This window comes from Streptomyces sp. NPDC057854, from assembly GCF_042797055.1.
Taxonomy (GTDB): Bacteria; Actinomycetota; Actinomycetes; order Streptomycetales; family Streptomycetaceae; genus Streptomyces.
In genome coordinates this window covers 1-18,362 of the sequence record NZ_JBHVMF010000028.1, presented here as the reverse complement: position 1 = coordinate 18,362, position 18,362 = coordinate 1, and the positions used below count along the sequence as shown (strand labels likewise).

The window sequence follows — 18,362 nt, the reverse complement described above, 5'->3', positions numbered from 1 at the left end:
CGCGACCGGGGCCGCGCGTTCGCGGACGATCTGACGGAGTGACCGATCCCGACATCGCCCGATTCGTACGCCGATGAGACCATGGTGATCATGGACGAGTACGCCGAGCGGCAGCCGCGGGACGGGGAACCGGCCCGGCTGCCGATGCTGCTCGAAGCCGTCCTCGCCGTCGGCACGGACCTCGAACTCCGCGCCACGCTCCAGCACCTGGTGGACGCGGCGACCGAGCTGGTCGGGGCCCGGCAGGGGGCGCTGGGGGTGCTGGACCCCGAGCGCCCCCGGCTCACCGGGCTCTTCACCACCGGGATGACCGACGAGGAGCGGGCCCGCGCCGGCCGGCTGCCCGGCGGCCCCTCCGGCGACCTCGGGGTGCCGATCCGGGTGCACCACCAGGTCTTCGGCCATCTCCACCTCTCCGGGAAGCCGGGCGGCTTCACCGAGGAGGACCTGGCCCTGCTGCGGGTGCTGGCCGCGCAGGCCGGCATCGCGATCGGCAACGCCCGGCTGTACGAGACGGCCCGGCAGCGCGAGCGGTGGATCGAGGGCGCGGCGGCCGTCACCACGGCGCTGCTCACCGGCGAGTCCGCCGAGGACGCCCTGATGACGGTCGCCGAGCAGGCGCGGATCCTCGCGGGCGCCGCCGCCGGGGTGATCCTCCAGCCGACTCCCGAGGGCGGCATGGAGATCGTCACGGCCTCCACCACGGAGGACCCCGGCGATCTGGTCGGCACCACCATCCGGCCGGGCTCCGCCGTCCTCGTCCAGCTCCTGGGCGGGGAACCGGTGTTCGTCGAGGACTCGTCGACCGACCCGCGGATGACGACGCCGGTGCGGTCCCGGTTCGGGCCGTCGATGATGCTGCCGCTGCGCAGCGGCGGCCGGCTGATCGGCACCCTGGCGCTGCCGCGCCGCCGGGGCGACGAGCCGTACTCGGCGGTGGACCGGCTGCTGGCCGCGCAGTTCGCCTCGCAGGCGGCGCTGGCGCTGGTCCTGGCGGACGCGCGGCACGACCGGGAACGGCTCGCGGTGTTCGAGGACCGCGACCGGATCGCCCGTGACCTGCACGACCTCGTCGTCCAGCGGCTGTTCGCGACGGAGATGATGCTGGAGTCGACGCGCCGCCGCGCCGCGGACCGGTCCGAGGAGGACGAACTGCTGGCGAGGGCGGTGGACGAGCTGGACTCCACGATCCAGGAGGTGCGGACGACGATCTTCGCCCTCCAGCAGCCGCCGGCGGAGGCGCCGGCGACCTTCCGGGGGCGGGTGCTGCGCGAGACCGGCGGGGCGGGGGTGCTGCTCGGCTTCCAGCCGTCGGTGCGGTTCACCGGGGCGGTGGACACGCTCGTGGACGAGCCGGAGGCGCGGAAGCTGCTGGGCGTGCTGCGCGGGGCGCTCGCGGCGGCGCACCGGCGGCCGGGGATCGGACGGATCCAGGTCGACGTGGGCGTCGGCGACACGGGCGCGTGGCTGCGGGTGGAGGACGACGGCACCCCGCCGACGACGGTCACCTGGCCCTGACGGCCCCCGGACGGAGCAGTCCCGCGCGCCGGGGCGGCGGGCCGGATCTTGACTGAGGAGGTGAACTCCGACGCCAAGCCCCCGACCGCGGCGGCCTACCGCAATCTGGTGATGGCCACCCTCGGCTTCACGCTCACCTTCTGGGCGTGGGACCTGATCGCGCCCCTCGGCAGCTGGTACGGCGAGCGCCTGGACCTCAGCTCGTTCCAGCAGTCGTTCCTCGTCGCCGTGCCGGTGATCGTCGGCTCGCTGGGCCGGATCCCGGCCGGCGCACTGACCGACCGGTACGGCGCGAAGCTGATGTTCCCGCTGGTCTCGGCGCTGACGATCGTCCCGGTGCTGCTGCTGACCGTGGTGAAGGACTCGTACGGCCTGATGCTGGTGGTCGGCTTCCTGCTCGGTCTCGGCGGCACGACCTTCGCGATCGGCATCCCGCTGGTCAACTCGTGGTTCCCGCCGGAGAAGCGGGGCCTGGCGCTCGGCGTGTTCGGCATGGGCATGGGTGGCGTGGCACTCTCCGGCTACTTCACGCCGCGGATCGCGAAGCACGGCGAGAACCTGCCGTTCGTCGTGGTGGCGGTGGCGCTCGCCGTGTACGCGGTGCTCGCCGCCGTCCTCATCACCGACCGGCCCGACCGGCCGGTGCCGACGGCGTCGCTGGGGAGCCGGCTGGGCTCGGCAGGCCGGCTGCGGGTGACGTGGGAGCTGTCGGCGCTGTACGCGATCGGCTTCGGCGGCATCGTGGCGTTCGGCGTGTACCTGCCGACGTACCTGAAGACCTGGTACGAGCTGGACCCGACCGACGCGGGCACGAAGGCCGCCGGGTTCGCGCTGGTCACCGTGGTCTTCCGGCCGATCGGCGGCTGGCTGTCGGACCGCGTCCACCCGGCGGTCGTCACCGCGTGGGCGCTCGGCGTCGTCGCGCTCCTCGCCGTGGTCCAGGCGTTCGACCCGAAGCTGGACCCGGTCGGCACGATCGCCCTGCTGGTGATGGCGGCCGGCCTCGGCACCGCGAGCGGCTCCGTCTTCGCGCTGGTCTCGCAGGTCACCCCGCAGGCCAAGGTGGGCTCGGTGACCGGCATCGTCGGCGCGATGGGCGGCCTCGGCGGCTTCGTCCCGCCGCTGGTCATGGGCGCGATCTACAGCGCCAAGGACTCGTACTCGATCGGTTTCATGCTCCTCTCCGACCTGGCGCTCGCCGGCTGCGTGTACGCGTACGGGCGGATGCGCGGGCTGCGGCCGGACGGCGACGCGGCGGACGCCGGGGCGGCGAAGGTCCCGGCCGGCCGGCCCTGACGCCCCGGCAGAATGCGTTCCGGCAGCACCCCTCGCCCCCGACCCGAGGAGTACGACCGGTGACCGCACCCCTCTTCCCGCCGCTGTTCCCGGCCCTCGCGGCCCCGACCGCCCGGCCGGCCCTGCGCTGCGGCCCGGACGCGCTCTCGTACGAGGAGCTGGCCCGGGCCGCCGGTGCGCTCGCGGCCCGGCTCGACGGGTGCCGGCGGGTCGCCGTGTGGGCGGTGCCGACCGCCCGGACGGCGGTGGCCACGGTGGCGGCGCTGCTCGCGGGCGTCCCCGCCGTCCCGCTGAACCCGCGCTCCGGCGAGCGGGAGCTGGCCCACGTCCTCGGCGACAGCGCGCCCGACGCGGTGCTGGCCGGTCCGCAGGACGCGCTGCCGGCCGCGCTCGGCGCGCTCCCCCGCGTGGACGTGCCGCTCGACGGGCCGGCTGGGCCCCCGGCACCCCGGGACACCGACCCGGAGGCCACCGCCCTGGTCGTCTACACCTCCGGCACCACCGGCCCGCCGAAGGGCGTGCTGCTCTCCCGCCGGGCGGTCGCCGCCTCGCTGGACGCGCTCGCGGAGACGTGGGCGTGGACGGCGGACGACGTCCTGGTGCACGGGCTGCCGCTGTTCCACGTGCACGGCCTGGTGCTGGGGACCCTGGGGCCGCTGCGGCGCGGCGGCGAGGTGCGGCACCTGGGCGCCTTCTCGGCGGAGGGCGTCGCCCGCGAACTGGCGGCCGGCGGCACGATGCTGTTCGGCGTCCCGACCATGTACCACCGGCTCGCGGACGCCCTCCCCGGCGACCCGGCGCTGGCCGCGGCCCTGTCGGGGGCGCGGCTGCTGGTGTCGGGGTCGGCGGCGCTGCCGGTCCGCGACCACGAGCGGATCGCGGCGGTGACGGGCCGGACGGTGGTGGAGCGGTACGGGATGAGCGAGACGCTGATGAACACGAGCGTCCGGCCCGGCGGCCCGCCGCGCCCCGGGACGGTGGGGCCGCCGCTGCCGGGCGTGGAGCTGCGGCTGGTGGAGGAGGACGGGTCGGTGCTCGCCGGGTCCGACGGGGAGACGGTCGGCGAGGTGCAGGTGCGCGGCCCGAACCTCTTCTCCGGCTATCTGAACCGGCCGGACGCGACGGCGGCGGCGTACGACGGCGACTGGTTCCGGACCGGCGACATGGCGGTCCGGGAAGGAGACGGAACGATTCGGCTGGTGGGCCGGAAGGCCACCGACCTGATCAAGAGCGGCGGCTACAAGATCGGCGCGGGCGAGATCGAGAACGCGCTGCTCGACCACCCGGGGGTGCGGGAGGCCGCCGTCACCGGGGAGCCGGACCCGGACCTCGGCGAGCGGATCACGGCCTGGGTGGTGCCGGCCGACCCGGCGGCCCCGCCGGCGGCCGGGGAACTGGCGGACCACGTGGCGCGGCTGCTCGCCCCGCACAAGCGGCCGAGGACGGTCCGGCTGCTGGACGCCCTCCCCCGCAACGACCTGGGGAAGGTGCTGAAGACGCGGCTCCCGCGCGGATGACGGCGAGGGGCCGGACCCCCGGCGGGTCCGGCCCCTCCCCCTGTCTCCTTGGAGCTACTTCACGCCGACCGCGTGGATCAGCTCCTGGGTGACGGAGCCTCCCCGGTCGTCGGCGGCGCGGGCCCGCAGCGAGACGGCGGACGCGCCGGACGGGATCCGCAGGTCGCCGGTCCAGGAGTCGCCGCGCCCGGCGCGGAGGGCCACCCGGGTCCAGGTGGCGCCGTCGTCGTAGGAGACCTCCAGGCCGGCGCCGGTGATCGTGCCGGTGCCGGCGGCGTCCTTCACGTACGCGGCGGAGACGCCGACCGGGATCCGGGAGCCGGCCCGGACGTTCCCGTACAGGTCGGTGTCGAGGCGGAGGCCGAGGTTGAGCATCGGCAGGACGGTGTACCGGTCGTCCGGGGTGCGGGCGGACCGGACGGTCCACTCGCTGTGCCCCCGGGCGCCGAGCCGCCAGCGGGCCGGGTCGAGCGCGGTGTCGGTGACGACCCTGTAGGCGGCCTCCCGGGCGGGCGCGTCCCACAGGTTGTAGCCGGAGCCCGTCTTGCGGCCCCGCGACACCCCGTCCACGAACACCTCCGTGGTCTGGCTCATCGTCGGGTCGCCCCACACGTCGCCGAAGCCGGTGTGGTCGGGGCCGGAGTCGCCCCAGCCGGGCGTGTTGAACCGCAGGTCGTCGCCGCGCCGCTGCTGGCCCCAGCCGAGGCCGGTGCCGAGCCACGGGTGCCACACGGGGCCGAACCAGTCGAGGCGCGTGGCGGAGCCGCCGCGGTGGACGGACAGGCCGCCGCGCTGCTCCAGCGACTCGCCGAGGTCGACGGACTCGTGCCACCGCTGGCCGGCGCCGGTGGAGACGTACTCGGTGCGCTCGGCCGGGAAGGCGATCCGCTCCTTGAAGCCGACGCCGAGCGGGAAGGCGTCCGTGATCGAGTAGCGGAACTCGCCGCCGGTCTCCTGCCGTCCGGTGGGGGCGTGGAAGCGGGTGCGGAGGGTGGCGAGGTCCCGGTCGCCGGGGCGGTACGCGAGGTCGGTGCCGACGCGGCCGGGGTGGCCCTCGGAGAGGTCGTAGACGTACGGGGTGAAGCGGGTGCCGGTGAGGTCGATCCGCTCGCCGCGGGCGGCGCCGGCGGCGATCCGGGCGGCGTCGGCGCGGTTCACGGTGGCGACCGGCAGCGGGCGCTCCTGGTAGTCGGGGGTGCCGAACCAGGCCATCAGCCGCCCGGGGGCGTCGTCGGTGACGAGGAGCGCCGCGGCGCCCGCGTCCTGCGCGGCCTGGGCGGCCGTGGCCGGGTCCGCGCCGGGCGCGAGGCGGACGAGGACGGCCTTGCCGGTGACGTCCCGGCCGGCGTACGCGGCGGGGGTGCCGGTGCCCGCGTCGGCGAGGGCGAGGCGGTGGCGGCCTTCGAGGAGCGCGGTGCCGGACTGCGGGCGCAGGTCGGTGAGGCGCCGGCCGTCGACGTTCGCCTCCAGCAGCGGCTTGCCGAGCCGCCAGACCGTGCGGTACTCGAAGGTGCCGGCGGTGACGGGGTCGGTCGGCGCGGCGAACAGCGAGTCGTACGCCGTCGGCACCTGCACGATGTCCGTGTAGGAGACGCCGCCGAGGGCGCGGGTGTACTCCATGAGGAGCTGGCGGGTCTCGGTGCGCTTCTCGACCTCGGCGCGTATCTCGCGCAGTGCGCGCCCGTCGAGGGTGATCTCGCGGTCGCGGTCGAGGACGACCTCGGGGGCGGCCAGGAAGCCGAGGCCGAGGGAGTCGGGGCCGTGCGCGCCGCGCACGTCGAGGAAGGTGTCGACGGTGTACGTGCCGGGCTTCAGGCGGAGTTCGACGGTGCCGGAGTCGCCGACGGAGGCCGGGAAGGGGTCGTCGCCGGAGGTGAGGTTCCGCAGGCCGAGGCCGGCGGCGGCGGGGGCGCCGTCGCGGTCCTTGACGTGGACCGTGAGGGTGTAGCGCTCCTCCTCCTTGACCAGGCCGAGGGCGGTGTGGGCGACCGGGACGCCGCCGGCGGTGGCGGTGATCCGGCCGGAGGCGGTGCCGACGGGGGCGCCGGTGCCGTCACCGGTGACGGTGGTGGACGCGGTGCCGTGCGCGGGCACGGTGAGGGTGGTGTCGGCGAGGCGGGCGGTGCCGGCCGGCATGCCCTCGACGGCGAGGCTCAGCTCGACGGGCGCGCCGGAGGAGTTGGTGTACGTGACGGTCCGGGTGACGGGACGGTTCGCCTCGTACGGCCAGGAGAAGAACCCGAGGTCGGCGGAGCCGGTCGCGGTGATGTCCGCGGCGAGGGCGGCGGGGACGTCGACGCGGCCCGCGCCGAGGTCGTACACGGAGGCGTCGAGGACCTTGGAGCTGGACATGAGGGCGTCCTTGAGGCGGGCGCCGGTCCAGTCGGGGTGGCGTTCCGCGAGGAGCGCGGCGACGCCGGCGACGTGCGGGGTCGCCATGGAGGTGCCGCTCATCGACGTGTAGAAGCCGCTGCCCCCGGCGAGCTGGGAGCGGGCGGCGAGGATGTCGACGCCGGGCGCGGAGAGGTCCGGCTTGAGGGCCTGGTCGCGGTGGCGGGGGCCCTTGCTGGTGAAGTACGCGGCCCGGTCGGCGGAGTCGACGGCGCCGACGGTGAGCGCGGCGTCGGCGGCGCCGGGCGAGCCGATGGAGCCGGGGGCGCCGGTGTTGCCGGCGGCGACGACGAAGAGGGCGCCGGTCTCGGCGGAGAGCCGGTCGACGGCCTGGGCCATCGGGTCGGTGCCGTCGCTGGGCTCCCGGGAGCCGAGGCTCATCGAGACGATCCTGGCGCCGACGTCCTTGGCGGCCCACTCCATGCCGGCGATGATCTGCGACTCGGAGCCGTGGCCCTCGTCGCTGAGGACCTTGCCGACGGCGAGGACGGCGCCCGGGGCGACGCCCTTCTCGCGGCCGTCGGAGGCGGCGCCGGAGCCGCCGACGGTGGAGGCGACGTGGGTGCCGTGGCCGTCCCGGTCGGCGACCTCCTGGCCCTCGATGAAGGACTTCGACTCGGCGATCCGGCCGGCGAGGTCGGGGTGCGCGGCGTCGGCGCCGGTGTCGAGGACGGCGACCTTGACGCCCTTGCCGGTGAGCCCGGCCTGCCACGCCTCCGGGGTGCCGATCTGGGCGTTGGACTCGGCCATGGCGGCCTCCACCCGCCCGTCGAGCCACACCTTCGCCGGCGCGGCGGCGCGGGCCGCCGGGGAGGTGAAGGACCGCCAGAAGGCGGCCGGGTCGGTGGCGGTGACGGCCGCGCCGCGGACGCTGGGGAGGGCGCGGACGTTCTCGGTGCCGCGGGGCGCGCCGGCGGTCCGGGCGGACGTGCCGTAGGTGACGATCAGCGGGAGCTCGTCGGTGACGCCCTGTTCGACGAGGCCGGTGACGTCGAAGAGGCGCGGGTCGAGGGCGCCGGAGTCGAGGAAGCGGCGGGCCTCGTCGGGGACGACGGTGACCCGGCCGTCGGTGACCCGGGTGCGGACGGCTCCGGTGGCGCCCTCGGCCCGGTCGACGGTGACGGTCCTGGCGCCGCCGTCCAGGGTGGTGAGGGTGACCCGGTCGCCGGTGACGAGGGTGACGGTGGCGGACGCGGCGGGGCCCTGGAAGGTGGCGGGCACGGCGGCGCCGCCGGCGTCCGGTGCGGCGGCGGACTGCCCGGCCGAGAGCAGCACGAGGGCGGCGCCGGCGGCGATCAGCCCGGCTCTGCCCCGGGGCGGCGGTGTGGACATCGAACGGCTCCTCGCGGACCCGGGGTTCGGGGGTAGGGATTCCGGATCCGCGAGGAGTCTCGTGCGCCGGAGGGGGAGTTGGCCCCCGTCGCGGCTGGCGGCTATGTGCCGTGGCGGCCACCCGCCAGAAGGGCGAAGGCGGTTCAGGCCGGGAGCGTTCGGGACGAGCCGGGAGCGCTCCCGTGACGTGCGGCGCCGGTCAGGGGGTCGGGTGCTCGGCGTCGTACCGGCGGAATCCGCGGGCGTACACGGCGAACACGCCGACGGCGACGGCGCAGAGGAGGCCGCCGCCGGTGATGGCGACGGCCGGCGAGGTGAGGTCGGCGACGGAGCCGGCCACGAAGTCGCCGAGCCGGGGCCCGCCGGCGACGACCACGATGAAGACGCCCTGGAGCCGGCCGCGCATCTCGTCCGGCGCGGCGACCTGCATCATCGTGTTCCGGAAGATCATCGACGAGGTGTCGGCGTAGCCGGCGACGGCGAGGCAGAGCAGGCCGATCCACAGGTTCCGGCTGAGGCCGAAGGCGGCGACGGCCAGGCCCCAGGCGGCGACGGCGATGAGGATGGCCTGTCCGTGCCGGCGGATCCGGCTCTGCCAGCCGGAGATCACGCCGCCCAGGAGGGCGCCGAACGCGGGCGCGGCGACGAGGAGTCCGGTGGTCTTGGCGTCGCCGCCGAACCAGAGGACGGCGACGGCGGGGAAGAGCGCCTTCGGCTGGGCGAGGATCATCGCGAAGAGGTCGGAGACGAAGGTCGCGCGCAGGTTGGGGCGGGTGCTGAGGAAGCGCAGCCCGTCGAGGACGGAGGCCCTGCCCCGGGCCCCCGGCTTCGCGGTGCCGGTGTGCTCGGGCGGCATGGCGGGCAGCCGCCACATCGCGTACAGGCTCGCGAAGAAGGCGACGGCGTCGACGGTGTACGCGGCCTGGTAGCCGGCGAAGCCGACGACGACGCCGCCGAGGCTGGGGCCGACGAGCGTGCCGAAGGTCATGACCATGGAGTTCAGCGCGTTGGCGGCGCGCAGCTGCTCGGGCGGGAGCAGGCGGGGGATCATCGCGCTGCGGGCGGGCGAGACGAGCGCGCCGCAGACGGCCTGGAGGGCGACGATCGCGTAGAGGAACCCCACGTGGTGGTGACCGGCGAAGGCGGCGGCGGCGAGCGCGGCGGAGAGGACCGCGGAGCCGGTGGCGCCGGCGAGTCCGAGGGCGCGCCGGTCGACGGTGTCGGCGATGGCCCCGCCGTAGAGGCCGAAGACGACGAGCGGCACGAGGGAGAAGAGGCCGACGAGGCCGACGGAGAACGCCGAGCCGGTGATGTCGTACACCTGGAGGGAGATGGCGAGGGTCGTCATGCCCTGGCCGACCCAGGAGACGGTGTTGCCGAACCAGAGGCGGCGGTAGTCGGCGGAGGTGCGCAGCGGGGTGAGGTCGGCGAGGATGCGGCGCTTCTCGTCCCGCCGCGGCGGTTCGACGGTGGTCACGCGGCGCCCCGGGCGAGGTCGTAGCGGAGTTCGGGGCGGTCCCAGTGGATGCGGCCGGAGGCGGCGACGGTGCCGGTGCGGCGGGCGCCGGTACGGAGGTAGAACGCCTCGGCGGGCGGGTGGGCGACGACCCGGACGCCGTCGAGTCCGGCGGCGCGGGCCTCGGCGGTCATGTGGGCCATGAGGAGGCGTCCTATGCCGAGGCCCTGGGCGGAGTCGGCGACGAAGGCGAGGTCGAGTTCGGCCTCGTCGAGGAGGAGGGCGTAGAAGCCGAGGACGCGGTCGTCGGCGTCGACGGCGGCGTAGACGGTCTGGTGCTCGATGTAGGCGCCGCCGACCTGGTAGCCGGCGACCATGGCGGCGTACTCGCCGCGGTAGGCGGCGGAGCCGCGGACGAGCCGGGTGAGGCGCGGGGAGTCGGCGGCCGTGGCGCGGCGCACGGTGATCTCGGACATGGGCCGAGTATAGGGGTGCGATCGCGACGCGATCCTTACATTTCCCGGCGGCGGGGTCGGCGGGTCAGCCGCGGGCGGGGCGGAGGGCGGCGGGGTCGGCGGCGTCGAGGCGGGCGGCGAGGGTGCCGAGGCGTTCGCGCAGCTCGGCGATGTCCGCGAGGTCGAGGCCGGTGGCGGCGGCGATCCGGCGGGGGACGCCGAGGGCCTGCTCGCGGAGGGCGGCGCCTGAGGCGGTGACCCGGGCGGTGACGGACCGCTCGTCCTCGGCGCTGCGCCGGCGCTCCACGTATCCGGCCGCCTCCAGCCGCTTGAGCAGCGGCGACAGGGTGCCGGAGTCGAGCCGCAGCCGCTCGCCGATGCCCTTCACGGGCAGTTCGCCCCGCTCCCAGAGGACGAGCATCACGAGGTACTGGGGGTAGGTGAGCCCGAGCTCCTTGAGCGCCTCGCGGTAGACGCCGTTGAAGGCGCGGGCGGCGGCGTGGAGGGAGAAGCAGATCTGCCGGTCGAGCCGGAGGAACTCTTCGTCGGGGAGGGTGTCGGGCGTCTCCATGGCTCCAGGGTACGCGAGACGCCTCACGAGCGATTGAGTTGTGCACAACTGAATCGTGCGCTATCAATAGAGGCGGGCCCCGCGCCCACCGCCTTCCGCAGCACTCCCGCAGCCTTCCCGGGGCCCCCACGAGCCCTTCCGAGGCCCATTCCGAGACTGGAGAACCCCCATGGACGCCCTCTACACCGCCGTCGCCACCGCCAACGGGCGCGAGGGCCGCGCCGTCAGCTCCGACGGCCGCATCGACCTCCCCCTCGCCCACCCCCAGGCCCTCGGCGGCAACGGCGAGGGCACCAACCCCGAGCAGCTGTTCGCCGCCGGATACGCGGCCTGCTTCGCCAGCGCCATGGGCGTCGTCGCCCGCCAGGAGAAGATCGACGTCTCCGAGGCGTCCGTCACCGCCGAGGTCTCCATCGGCAAGGACACCGACGGCGGCTTCGGCCTCGCCGTCGTCATGCGCGCCGAGTTCCCCGACCACCTCCAGGGCGAGGCCGGCCGGGCCCTCCTGGAGAAGACCCACGCCTTCTGCCCCTACTCCAAGGCCACCCGCGGCAACATCACCGTGGACCTCGTCGTCGAGTAGTCCGAAGGATCCGCCGCACGGGGTGGCCACGGCTCCGGGCCGCGGCCTACCCTGGGCGGCAGGGCGGCGGCGCCCGTACTGCCCGTGTCCGATCGGACGCGGGGATCACAGGAGCCGTGACGGGGGGGGCTTTTGTTCGACGAGGGCCACGGCGCTCACGCACCCGAGTTCCGGCGTGAGCTGGTCGACCAGCTGTGCGCAGTGCCCGGGCTCGACGTCCCGGGCAGCCGCGACCTCCTCATCAGCATGCTCGCGGAACGGCTGCCCGAGGTGGGCGACGTCCGCCGGCACGGCAGCACCCGGCTGGACGTCCTGGAGATCGTCCGCAGCTGCCTGCGCGACCCCGACGGCCTGCGCGAACTCGCCGACACCCTCAGCCTGTACGCCCCCGGCGCCACCCCCGTGCTCCGGATCCGCGAGCTCGTCGCCTCCGTCCCCTCCCCCGCCGCCGCCCCCGACGTCCTCCCCGTCCTGTCCCCGGCCGAGTTACACCAGGCGCGCGGCCTGCTCACCCGGATCCGGCACCTCGACGCACCCGGGCTGCTGTACGCCGCCGCCGGCGAACTCCCGCTGCCCCCGGCCCCGGTGACCGGCCTCGGCGAGGCGTTCGACCTGCTCGTCCGGGTCAACGCCCGCCCCGACGGCCTCCTCCCGGTGAACGTCCTGGTCGAGCACGTGATCGCCGCGCTCGACGGCTCCGACGCCCACCGGGGCGTCGCCGACGACCTGCGCGCCTGGAACGACGCCCGGGCCGCCGCCCTCCACCTCACCCCGCAACTGGCCGCCGTCCGCGCCGACATCGCCCGCGCCGCCACCGCACAACCCGCGCCCGCCTGCCTCGTTGTCCAGTTGTGCAGAAGCGGCAGGGACCCCGACCGGTACCTGCTCTCCCACTGGCGCCAGATCCGGCCCGGCCCCTGGCGGCCCGAGCGCGGCGAGGACCGGCTCGTGACGCTCGCCGAGGTCCCGGCCGCCGTGGGCGAGCTGGTCGACCGGGCGGAGAAGGAGTGGGCCGGGCGGCCGGGCCGGCCCGTCCTGGAGTTCGTCCTCCCCTTCCACCTGCTCAACCATCCGATGGAGTGGCTGACGCCCGGATCGGACCTCACCACCGCCCTCTGCCTCACCTATCCGGTGGTCCTGCGCAGCCTGGAGCGGATGCGGGCCACGGAACACCACCGCAAGTGGCACAACCGCTGGCAGCAGATGCTCGACAGCCCCGACACCCCCTGCCACTGGGACACCGCGGGCCACCGCAACCACGACCCCGTCCGGTGGAGCACCGCCCTCGTCGCCGACGAACGGCTCGTCTCCGTCGCCCTCGGCGCGCCGCCGCTCCGGGGCACCGCCGGCCGCGCCTCCCCGCTGGAGACCGCGCTGCGCGCCGGCGTACCGCTGGCGGTCTGGGACCGGCGGCCGGAGCCGCCCGCCGAGTTCCGCCGGCGCGCCAAACGGCTCCTGAAGGGAAAGGCGATCGAACTCCCGCAGCGCGCCAAGAAGTTGCGCGGCGAGGCCGCCACCGCCGCCGCCGGGCAGCGGGACGCCCACGTGGGACGGCACCTCGCCGTCCTCTTCGACGACCCGAACCGGCTCGTCGACTGGTCCGGATCGCCGGGGCAGGCCGTCGTGGGCGCGCGCGGCGGACACGACGACGAGGGGGAAACATGAGCGGTGTCCATCACCCGGTCGACAACAGCCGGAACGGGGGACACGTCACCAGCCGCAGCTGGTGGATCTACCGGGGGACCGGCCGGCCGCTGGCCGACATCCGCCTCGGCGACGTGCTGCCGCCGCCGCCCGGCTGGCGGAACTTCGACGGCGGCCCCGTGCTGCCGCCCGTCCCCGCCGAGAGCGCCGAGACCGACCGCCGCCTCGGCGCCGTCGGCCGCGCCACCCCCCGGCAGGACCCGCACGACATCGACCTGATCAACACGGCCCTGCTGCTCCGCCGGCCGCTGCTCGTCACCGGCCGCCCCGGCATCGGCAAGTCCACCCTCGCCTATCTGGTCGCCCGCGAGCTGGGCCTCGGCCGCGTCCTGCACTGGGGCATCACCTCCCGTAGCACCCTGCGCTCCGGCCTGTACGAGTACGACGCCATCGGCCGCGCCCAGGCGTCCCTCGGCGCCCGCGCCCGCACCGCCGCCGCCCCGGACCCCGGGCCGCAGGACGGCCCCGCCGCCCCCGACACCCCGCCGCGCATCGGCGACTTCGTGCGGCTCGGCCCGCTGGGCACCGCCCTGCTGCCGTACGAACTGCCCCGCGTGCTGCTCATCGACGAGCTCGACAAGAGCGACATCGACCTGCCCAACGACCTCCTGCACGTCCTGGAGAACGGCTCCTACGACATCCCCGAGCTGGTCCGCGCCCGCCACCAGGAGAGCACCGCCCGGGTGTTCACCGACGACCCCGACGGCACCGCGCCCGTCGTCGACGGCCTGGTCCGCTGCCGGGCCTTCCCGTTCGTCGTCATCACCAGCAACGGCGAACGGGAGTTCCCCGCCGCCTTCCTGCGCCGCTGCGTCCGGCTGGACGTCTCCCCGCCGCGCGAGGACCAGCTGGCCGCCATGATCGCCGCCCACTTCCGGGACCAGGGCGGCCGGCACGACGCCATGATCCGGACCTTCATGGAACGCAGCCGGGAGAACGGCGGACTCGCCGCCGACCAGCTGCTCAACGCCGTCTACCTGCGGTCGGCCGGCGTCCGGGACGACGACGAGACCTGGGGGCAGCTGCTCGACGCGCTGTGGCGGCGCCTGTCGGGGGCACCCTGATGGACGACGCCGACGACGCCCGCTCGCTCCCCGAGCCGTTCGAGGTCGCGGAGGCGCTGTGGCTGCACGCGTACCAGACGCTCGCGGCCCGCCTCCCGTCCGCCGAACCGCCGCGCCCCCGCCCCACGCCCCTCCCCGGCCCGCCCGCCACGGGCCGGGACCTCCCCGCGCTCCCCGTCACCGCCCCCGACCCCGCGGCGCCCGCCGGCGGCACCCCGCCGGACCGCCCCCGGCCCGGCCCGGCCGGACCCGCCGACGGCACCGGGCCGCCACCGGGCCTGCTCGCCCGCGAGTTCGCGCTGGTCCGCGAGCTGCACCGGGCGCCACTGCGGGCCGAACCGCTGCCCGACCTGCGCGACGCCGCCGGCATCGCCCGCCGGCTGCGGCCCCTCAAGCAGGTCGTCCCCTCCCCGTTCGACGTCGAACTGGACGAGGAGGCCACCGCCGAGCACGCCGCCGAGGACGGGCTCTGGCTGCCCTACACCCGGCCCGCCGCCGAACGCCGCTTCGACCTGGTCCTCGTCGTCGACGACCACGCCACCATGGCGATCTGGGAACAGACCGTCGCCGAGTTCACCGCCGTCCTCGAACGGCTCGGTGCCTTCCGGGACGTCCGGATCCGCCGGATCGGCGTCCGGACCGGGCCCGGCGGCGACGAGGCCGTGCTCCACGGACCGGTCGCCGGACAGGGCCCCGCCGCCTCCCCCGCCGAACTCCTCGACCGCACCGGCCGCCGCATCGTCCTCGTCCTCACCGACGCCCTCGGACCGCTCTGGCGGGGCGGCGCCGGCCCCGCGGCGCTCGCCCGGTGGGCGGCGGCCGGCCCCACCGCCGTCGTCCACCTGCTCGCCGAACGCGACTGGCACCGCACCGCCCTCGCCCCCCGCCGGGTGCGGCTCGGCAGCCCCCGCTCCGGCGCCGCCAACACCGAACTCGCCGTCGCCTTCCCGCCGGAGGAGTACGACCCCTTCGACCCACCGCCCGCCACCTGGACCGCGCCCGTCCCCGTCCTGGAGCTCGACGCCGACTGGCTGGGCCGCTGGGCCGCCCTGGTGGCCGGCGAACCCGGCTGGACGGACGCCTCCGCCCTTCTGCTCGGCGCCCCCGCCCCGGAACCCCCCGACGACCCGGAACCGCCCGGTACACCCCCCGCGCCGACCGTGCAGGAACGCCTCCGCCGCTTCCGCAGCCACGCCACCCCCACCGCCTACCGCCTCGCCACCCACCTCGCCGCCGCCGTCCTCGACCCCCGGCTCGTCCGGGACGTCCGGCACCGGCTCGTCCCGGAGGCCCAACCGGTGCACGTGGCCGAGCTGTTCCTCAGCGGACTCGTCGAACAGCCCCCGGACGACGGCCCGCGGACCAGCGCCGTGAGCACCGCCCTGGAGTTCGTCGACGGCGCCCGCGAGGCACTGCTCGCCGGCGCGCTGCGCGGCGACACCGCCCGGGTGGCGCGCTCCGTCTCCGACTTCTTCGGCGACCGCTCCGAAGCCGCCCGCCGGCTGCACGGCGCCCTGCTCGCCCCGGAGGACGTGCCCGACCCGCCGCTCACCGAGGAGAGCCTGCCGTTCGTGCGCGTCGAACTGGCGATCCTGCGCGCCCTGTCGGGGCCCTACCTGCGCCGCGCCCACCGGATCAGCAGCGCCCTGTCGGGCGGTGCGCCGGGAGAGTCGGTCATGCCCCGCAACCTCCCGTTGGTCCACGATATCCGCGATACCCCCGTACATCCCGACACGGACGGCTCTCCCATGACCGAGGACACCACCACCCGTCAGCCTGAGCGCGAGGAAGGGGTCGTCCAGCGGACCCCGGTCCCGCACCCCTCCGGCCCGCCGACCCCGGCCTCCGGCACCCCGATCCCCGGCGCCGGGACGGCCCCGGCCCGGCCGCGTCCCTCCGTACCCGCCGTGTGGGGCAACGTCCCCCCGAACAACCCCAACTTCGTCGGCCGGGAGGACCTGCTCGCGCAGATCCGGGAGCAGCTGCTGACCGGCGACACGTCGGCGGTCCTCCCGCACACGCTGCACGGCATGGGCGGCGTCGGGAAGTCGCAGATCGCCATCGAGTACGTCTACCGGTACGCCTCGGACTACGACGTCGTCTGGTGGATCCCCTCCGAGCAGCCGACGATGATCCTCACCGCGCTCACCGAACTCGCCCAGCGGATGGGCCTGAACGTGGGCGACGAGGCCAACCGGGCCGTCCCCGCCGTCCGGGAGGCGCTGCGCCGCGGCGAGCCGTACGACCGCTGGCTGCTGGTCTTCGACAACGCGGAGAACGTGGAGGCCGTCCGCCCCTACTTCCCCACCGGCGGCACCGGGAAGATCCTCATCACCTCCCGCAACCAGGAGTGGGACCGCGTCGCCCGCACCCTCTCCGTCGACGTCTTCACCCGCGAGGAGAGCAAGGCGCTGCTGCGCCGCCGCGCCCGCGACCTCAGCGACGCCGACGCCGACCGGCTGGCCGAGGCGCTCGGCGACCTGCCGCTCGCCATCGAGCAGGCCGCGGCCTGGCAGGCGGTCACCGGCATGACCGTCCCCGACTACCTGCGGCTGATCAACGAGAAGATCGCCGAGCTGATGCTCGAACTCGTCCCCTCCCCCGACTACCCGATGTCGGTGGCCGCCGCCTGGGACGTGTCGCTGCGCCAGCTGGAGCAGCGCAACCCGGCCGCGCTCCAACTCCTCCAGGTCTGCTCGTTCTTCGCGCCCGAGCCGATCTCCCGCTCGCTCTTCAACAACGCGCGGACCACGACCATCGCCCCCGAGCTCGACGAGGCGCTGCGCCACCCGATCAAGCTGGGCCGGGCCATCCGCGAGATCAACATCTACGCCCTGGCCCGGATCGAGCACCGGCACGACACCATCCAGCTGCACCGCCTGGTCCAGGCCGTGCTGGTCAACCGCATGTCGCCGCAGCAGCAGGCCGACATGCGGCACGGCGCCCACCTGCTCCTCGCCGACGCCAACCCCGGCAGCCCCAGCACCCGCGCGCTCTGGCCGCGCTACCAGGAGCTGCTGCCGCACGTGGTGGTCTCCCGGACCGTCGAGTGCGAGTCGCCGTGGGCCCGCCGGCTCGTCCGCGAGATGGCCGAGTTCCTGTACGCGTGGGGCGACCACGCGGGCTCCGCGCGGATGGCCCGCGAGGCGCTGGAGATCTGGACGGAGAAGTTCGGCGCCGAGGACCAGCTGACGCTGGAGATGGCGAAGTGGCTGGCCTTCATCCTGCGGGTGCTCGGCGAGTACGAGGAGGCCGCGGCGATGATGGAGCACACCGCCGAGGTCTACCTGCGGACCGCCGGCGAGGACGACGAGGGCACCCTCGACGCCCTCATCCAGCACTGCAGCGGGCTGCGGCTGCGCGCCGACATGGCCAAGGGCCTGGAGATCAACCGGCAGGTGTACGACCGCGCGCTGCGGGCCTTCGGCGAGGACGACCCCGCCACCCTCCGCGCCGCCCACAGCCTCGGCGTCGGCCTGCGGCTCATGGGCCTGTACCAGGAGGCCCGCCAGTACGACACGGAGACCGCCCGGCTGCGCGCGCTCGCCCTCGGCGACGACCACGTCGAGACCCTGAACACCCTCGTCGGCCTGGCCATCGACATCCGCGAGACCGGCGACTACCTGGAGGCCGCCGCCCACCTGGAGGACGTCTACGCCCGCTACCTCACCACCTTCGGCGAGGACAACCACCGCACCCTCGGCTGCGCCCGGGTCCTCGCCGTCTCCCGGCGGCGCGCGGGCGACCACGAGGGGGCGCTGGCGCTCTGCGAGATGGCGTGGTCGACGTTCGAGGGCCGGTACGGCGCCGACCACCCGGACGCGGTGGCGTGCGCCGCGAACCTCGTCGTGGACCTGCGGCAGGACGGGCAGCTGCGGCGCTCCCGGGAGCTCGGCGAGGCGACGCTGGAGCGGTACGCGGCGAAGCTCGGCGCCCGCCACCCGTACACCCTGTCCGCGCGGGTCAACCTGGCGATCACGCTGCGGCACCTGGGCGACCTGGACGCGGCCCGGGAGCACATCGAGGTGGCGTGGCCGGGGCTGCGGGAGTCGCTGGGCGACGACCACGTCCTCACCCTGACGGCGGCCGTCGGCGCGGCCACCCAGTACGCGGCCGACGGGCGGCACGAGGAGGCCCTGGAGCTGGACCGGCGGACGCGGGAGGTGCTGGCCCGGGACTTCGGCGAGGACCACCCGACCACGCTGGCCTGCGCGACGAACCTGGTGCTGGACCTGCGGGCGCTGGACCGGGCCGCCGAGGCCACCGCCCTGCACACGGACACGCTGGCCGGGTTCCGGCGGCGGCTCGGCGACGAGCACCCGGCGACGGTGGCCTCCGCCGCCGGCCGGCGGGCCGACGTCGACATCGCACCGGTGCCGTTCTAGTGACCTGAGTCGGAGATTCGTCGTTAGTTGGGCATGAGTCGTCCGGGTCCGAAGATTCCGCCGTTGTCTGTCACTGATGCCCAGAGGGCG

General features: G+C 75.4%; 11 protein-coding genes. 7 read left to right on the top strand and 4 right to left on the bottom strand.

Annotated features, from left to right (window positions below; translation table 11 throughout):
• Positions 1 to 81 precede the first annotated feature (81 nt).
• The 3 genes from ACFVQZ_RS31200 (at position 82) to ACFVQZ_RS31190 (ending at position 4,331) form a co-directional block, all read left to right on the top strand.
• Positions 82 to 1,518 (top strand): GAF domain-containing protein, encoded by a 1,437-nt coding sequence (locus ACFVQZ_RS31200; protein ID WP_383628099.1) that lies wholly within the window; start codon positions 82 to 84, stop codon positions 1,516 to 1,518.
• A gap of 111 nt (positions 1,519 to 1,629) precedes the next feature.
• Positions 1,630 to 2,814 (top strand): MFS transporter, encoded by a 1,185-nt coding sequence (locus ACFVQZ_RS31195; protein WP_051787940.1) that lies wholly within the window; start codon positions 1,630 to 1,632, stop codon positions 2,812 to 2,814.
• Positions 2,815 to 2,873: 59 nt separating this feature from the next.
• Positions 2,874 to 4,331: an acyl-CoA synthetase gene (locus ACFVQZ_RS31190; protein ID WP_383628097.1), complete on the top strand. Its 1,458-nt coding sequence runs from the start codon at positions 2,874 to 2,876 to the stop codon at positions 4,329 to 4,331.
• A gap of 54 nt (positions 4,332 to 4,385) precedes the next feature.
• Here ACFVQZ_RS31190 and ACFVQZ_RS31185 read toward each other — a convergent pair whose 3' ends face one another.
• From ACFVQZ_RS31185 to ACFVQZ_RS31170, 4 genes are all read right to left on the bottom strand, one after another.
• On the bottom strand, positions 4,386 to 8,054 hold the full coding sequence (locus tag ACFVQZ_RS31185; RefSeq protein ID WP_383628095.1) for a S8 family serine peptidase: 3,669 nt from the start codon (positions 8,052 to 8,054) through the stop codon (positions 4,386 to 4,388).
• 199 nt (positions 8,055 to 8,253) lie between these two features.
• A complete protein-coding gene (locus ACFVQZ_RS31180; RefSeq protein ID WP_030495365.1) occupies positions 8,254 to 9,531 on the bottom strand; it encodes an MFS transporter in 1,278 nt (425 codons plus the stop codon).
• Complete coding sequence (locus ACFVQZ_RS31175; RefSeq protein ID WP_030495366.1) at positions 9,528 to 9,986, bottom strand: GNAT family N-acetyltransferase; 459 nt, start codon at positions 9,984 to 9,986, stop codon at positions 9,528 to 9,530. The genes ACFVQZ_RS31180 and ACFVQZ_RS31175 overlap by 4 nt, the downstream gene beginning before the upstream one ends.
• A 64-nt stretch (positions 9,987 to 10,050) precedes the next feature.
• Positions 10,051 to 10,536 carry a MarR family transcriptional regulator gene (locus ACFVQZ_RS31170; RefSeq protein ID WP_030495367.1) on the bottom strand — a complete coding sequence of 162 codons (486 nt, stop codon included), beginning with the start codon at positions 10,534 to 10,536 and terminating at the stop codon, positions 10,051 to 10,053.
• A gap of 169 nt (positions 10,537 to 10,705) precedes the next feature.
• Between ACFVQZ_RS31170 and ACFVQZ_RS31165 the strand changes: the two genes are divergently transcribed.
• The 4 genes from ACFVQZ_RS31165 (at position 10,706) to fxsT (ending at position 18,272) form a co-directional block, all read left to right on the top strand.
• Positions 10,706 to 11,119: an organic hydroperoxide resistance protein gene (locus tag ACFVQZ_RS31165; protein ID WP_383628092.1), complete on the top strand. Its 414-nt coding sequence runs from the start codon at positions 10,706 to 10,708 to the stop codon at positions 11,117 to 11,119.
• A gap of 132 nt (positions 11,120 to 11,251) precedes the next feature.
• Positions 11,252 to 12,784 carry a hypothetical protein gene (locus ACFVQZ_RS31160; RefSeq protein ID WP_383628090.1) on the top strand — a complete coding sequence of 511 codons (1,533 nt, stop codon included), beginning with the start codon at positions 11,252 to 11,254 and terminating at the stop codon, positions 12,782 to 12,784.
• The gene (locus ACFVQZ_RS31155) at positions 12,781 to 13,887 is read left to right on the top strand and encodes an ATPase AAA (protein ID WP_030495370.1); all 1,107 of its coding nucleotides are present in this window, start codon (positions 12,781 to 12,783) and stop codon (positions 13,885 to 13,887) included. Before ACFVQZ_RS31160 ends, ACFVQZ_RS31155 begins: the two co-directional genes overlap by 4 nt.
• A complete protein-coding gene (fxsT, locus tag ACFVQZ_RS31150) occupies positions 13,887 to 18,272 on the top strand; it encodes an FxSxx-COOH system tetratricopeptide repeat protein (RefSeq protein ID WP_321192843.1) in 4,386 nt (1,461 codons plus the stop codon). Before ACFVQZ_RS31155 ends, fxsT begins: the two co-directional genes overlap by 1 nt.
• Positions 18,273 to 18,362 lie beyond the last annotated feature (90 nt).

Excerpts from the sequence above, each read along its gene's own strand:
- ACFVQZ_RS31200 (WP_383628099.1), top strand. The coding sequence starts at position 82 with ATGGTGATCATGGACGAGTACGCCGAGCGGCAGCCGCGGGACGGGGAA.
- ACFVQZ_RS31195 (WP_051787940.1), top strand. The coding sequence starts at position 1,630 with ATGGCCACCCTCGGCTTCACGCTCACCTTCTGGGCGTGGGACCTGATC.
- ACFVQZ_RS31185 (WP_383628095.1), bottom strand. The coding sequence starts at position 8,054 with ATGTCCACACCGCCGCCCCGGGGCAGAGCCGGGCTGATCGCCGCCGGC.
- ACFVQZ_RS31175 (WP_030495366.1), bottom strand. The coding sequence starts at position 9,986 with ATGTCCGAGATCACCGTGCGCCGCGCCACGGCCGCCGACTCCCCGCGC.
- ACFVQZ_RS31170 (WP_030495367.1), bottom strand. The coding sequence starts at position 10,536 with ATGGAGACGCCCGACACCCTCCCCGACGAAGAGTTCCTCCGGCTCGAC.
- ACFVQZ_RS31165 (WP_383628092.1), top strand. The coding sequence starts at position 10,706 with ATGGACGCCCTCTACACCGCCGTCGCCACCGCCAACGGGCGCGAGGGC.
- ACFVQZ_RS31155 (WP_030495370.1), top strand. The coding sequence starts at position 12,781 with ATGAGCGGTGTCCATCACCCGGTCGACAACAGCCGGAACGGGGGACAC.
- fxsT (WP_321192843.1), top strand. The coding sequence starts at position 13,887 with ATGGACGACGCCGACGACGCCCGCTCGCTCCCCGAGCCGTTCGAGGTC.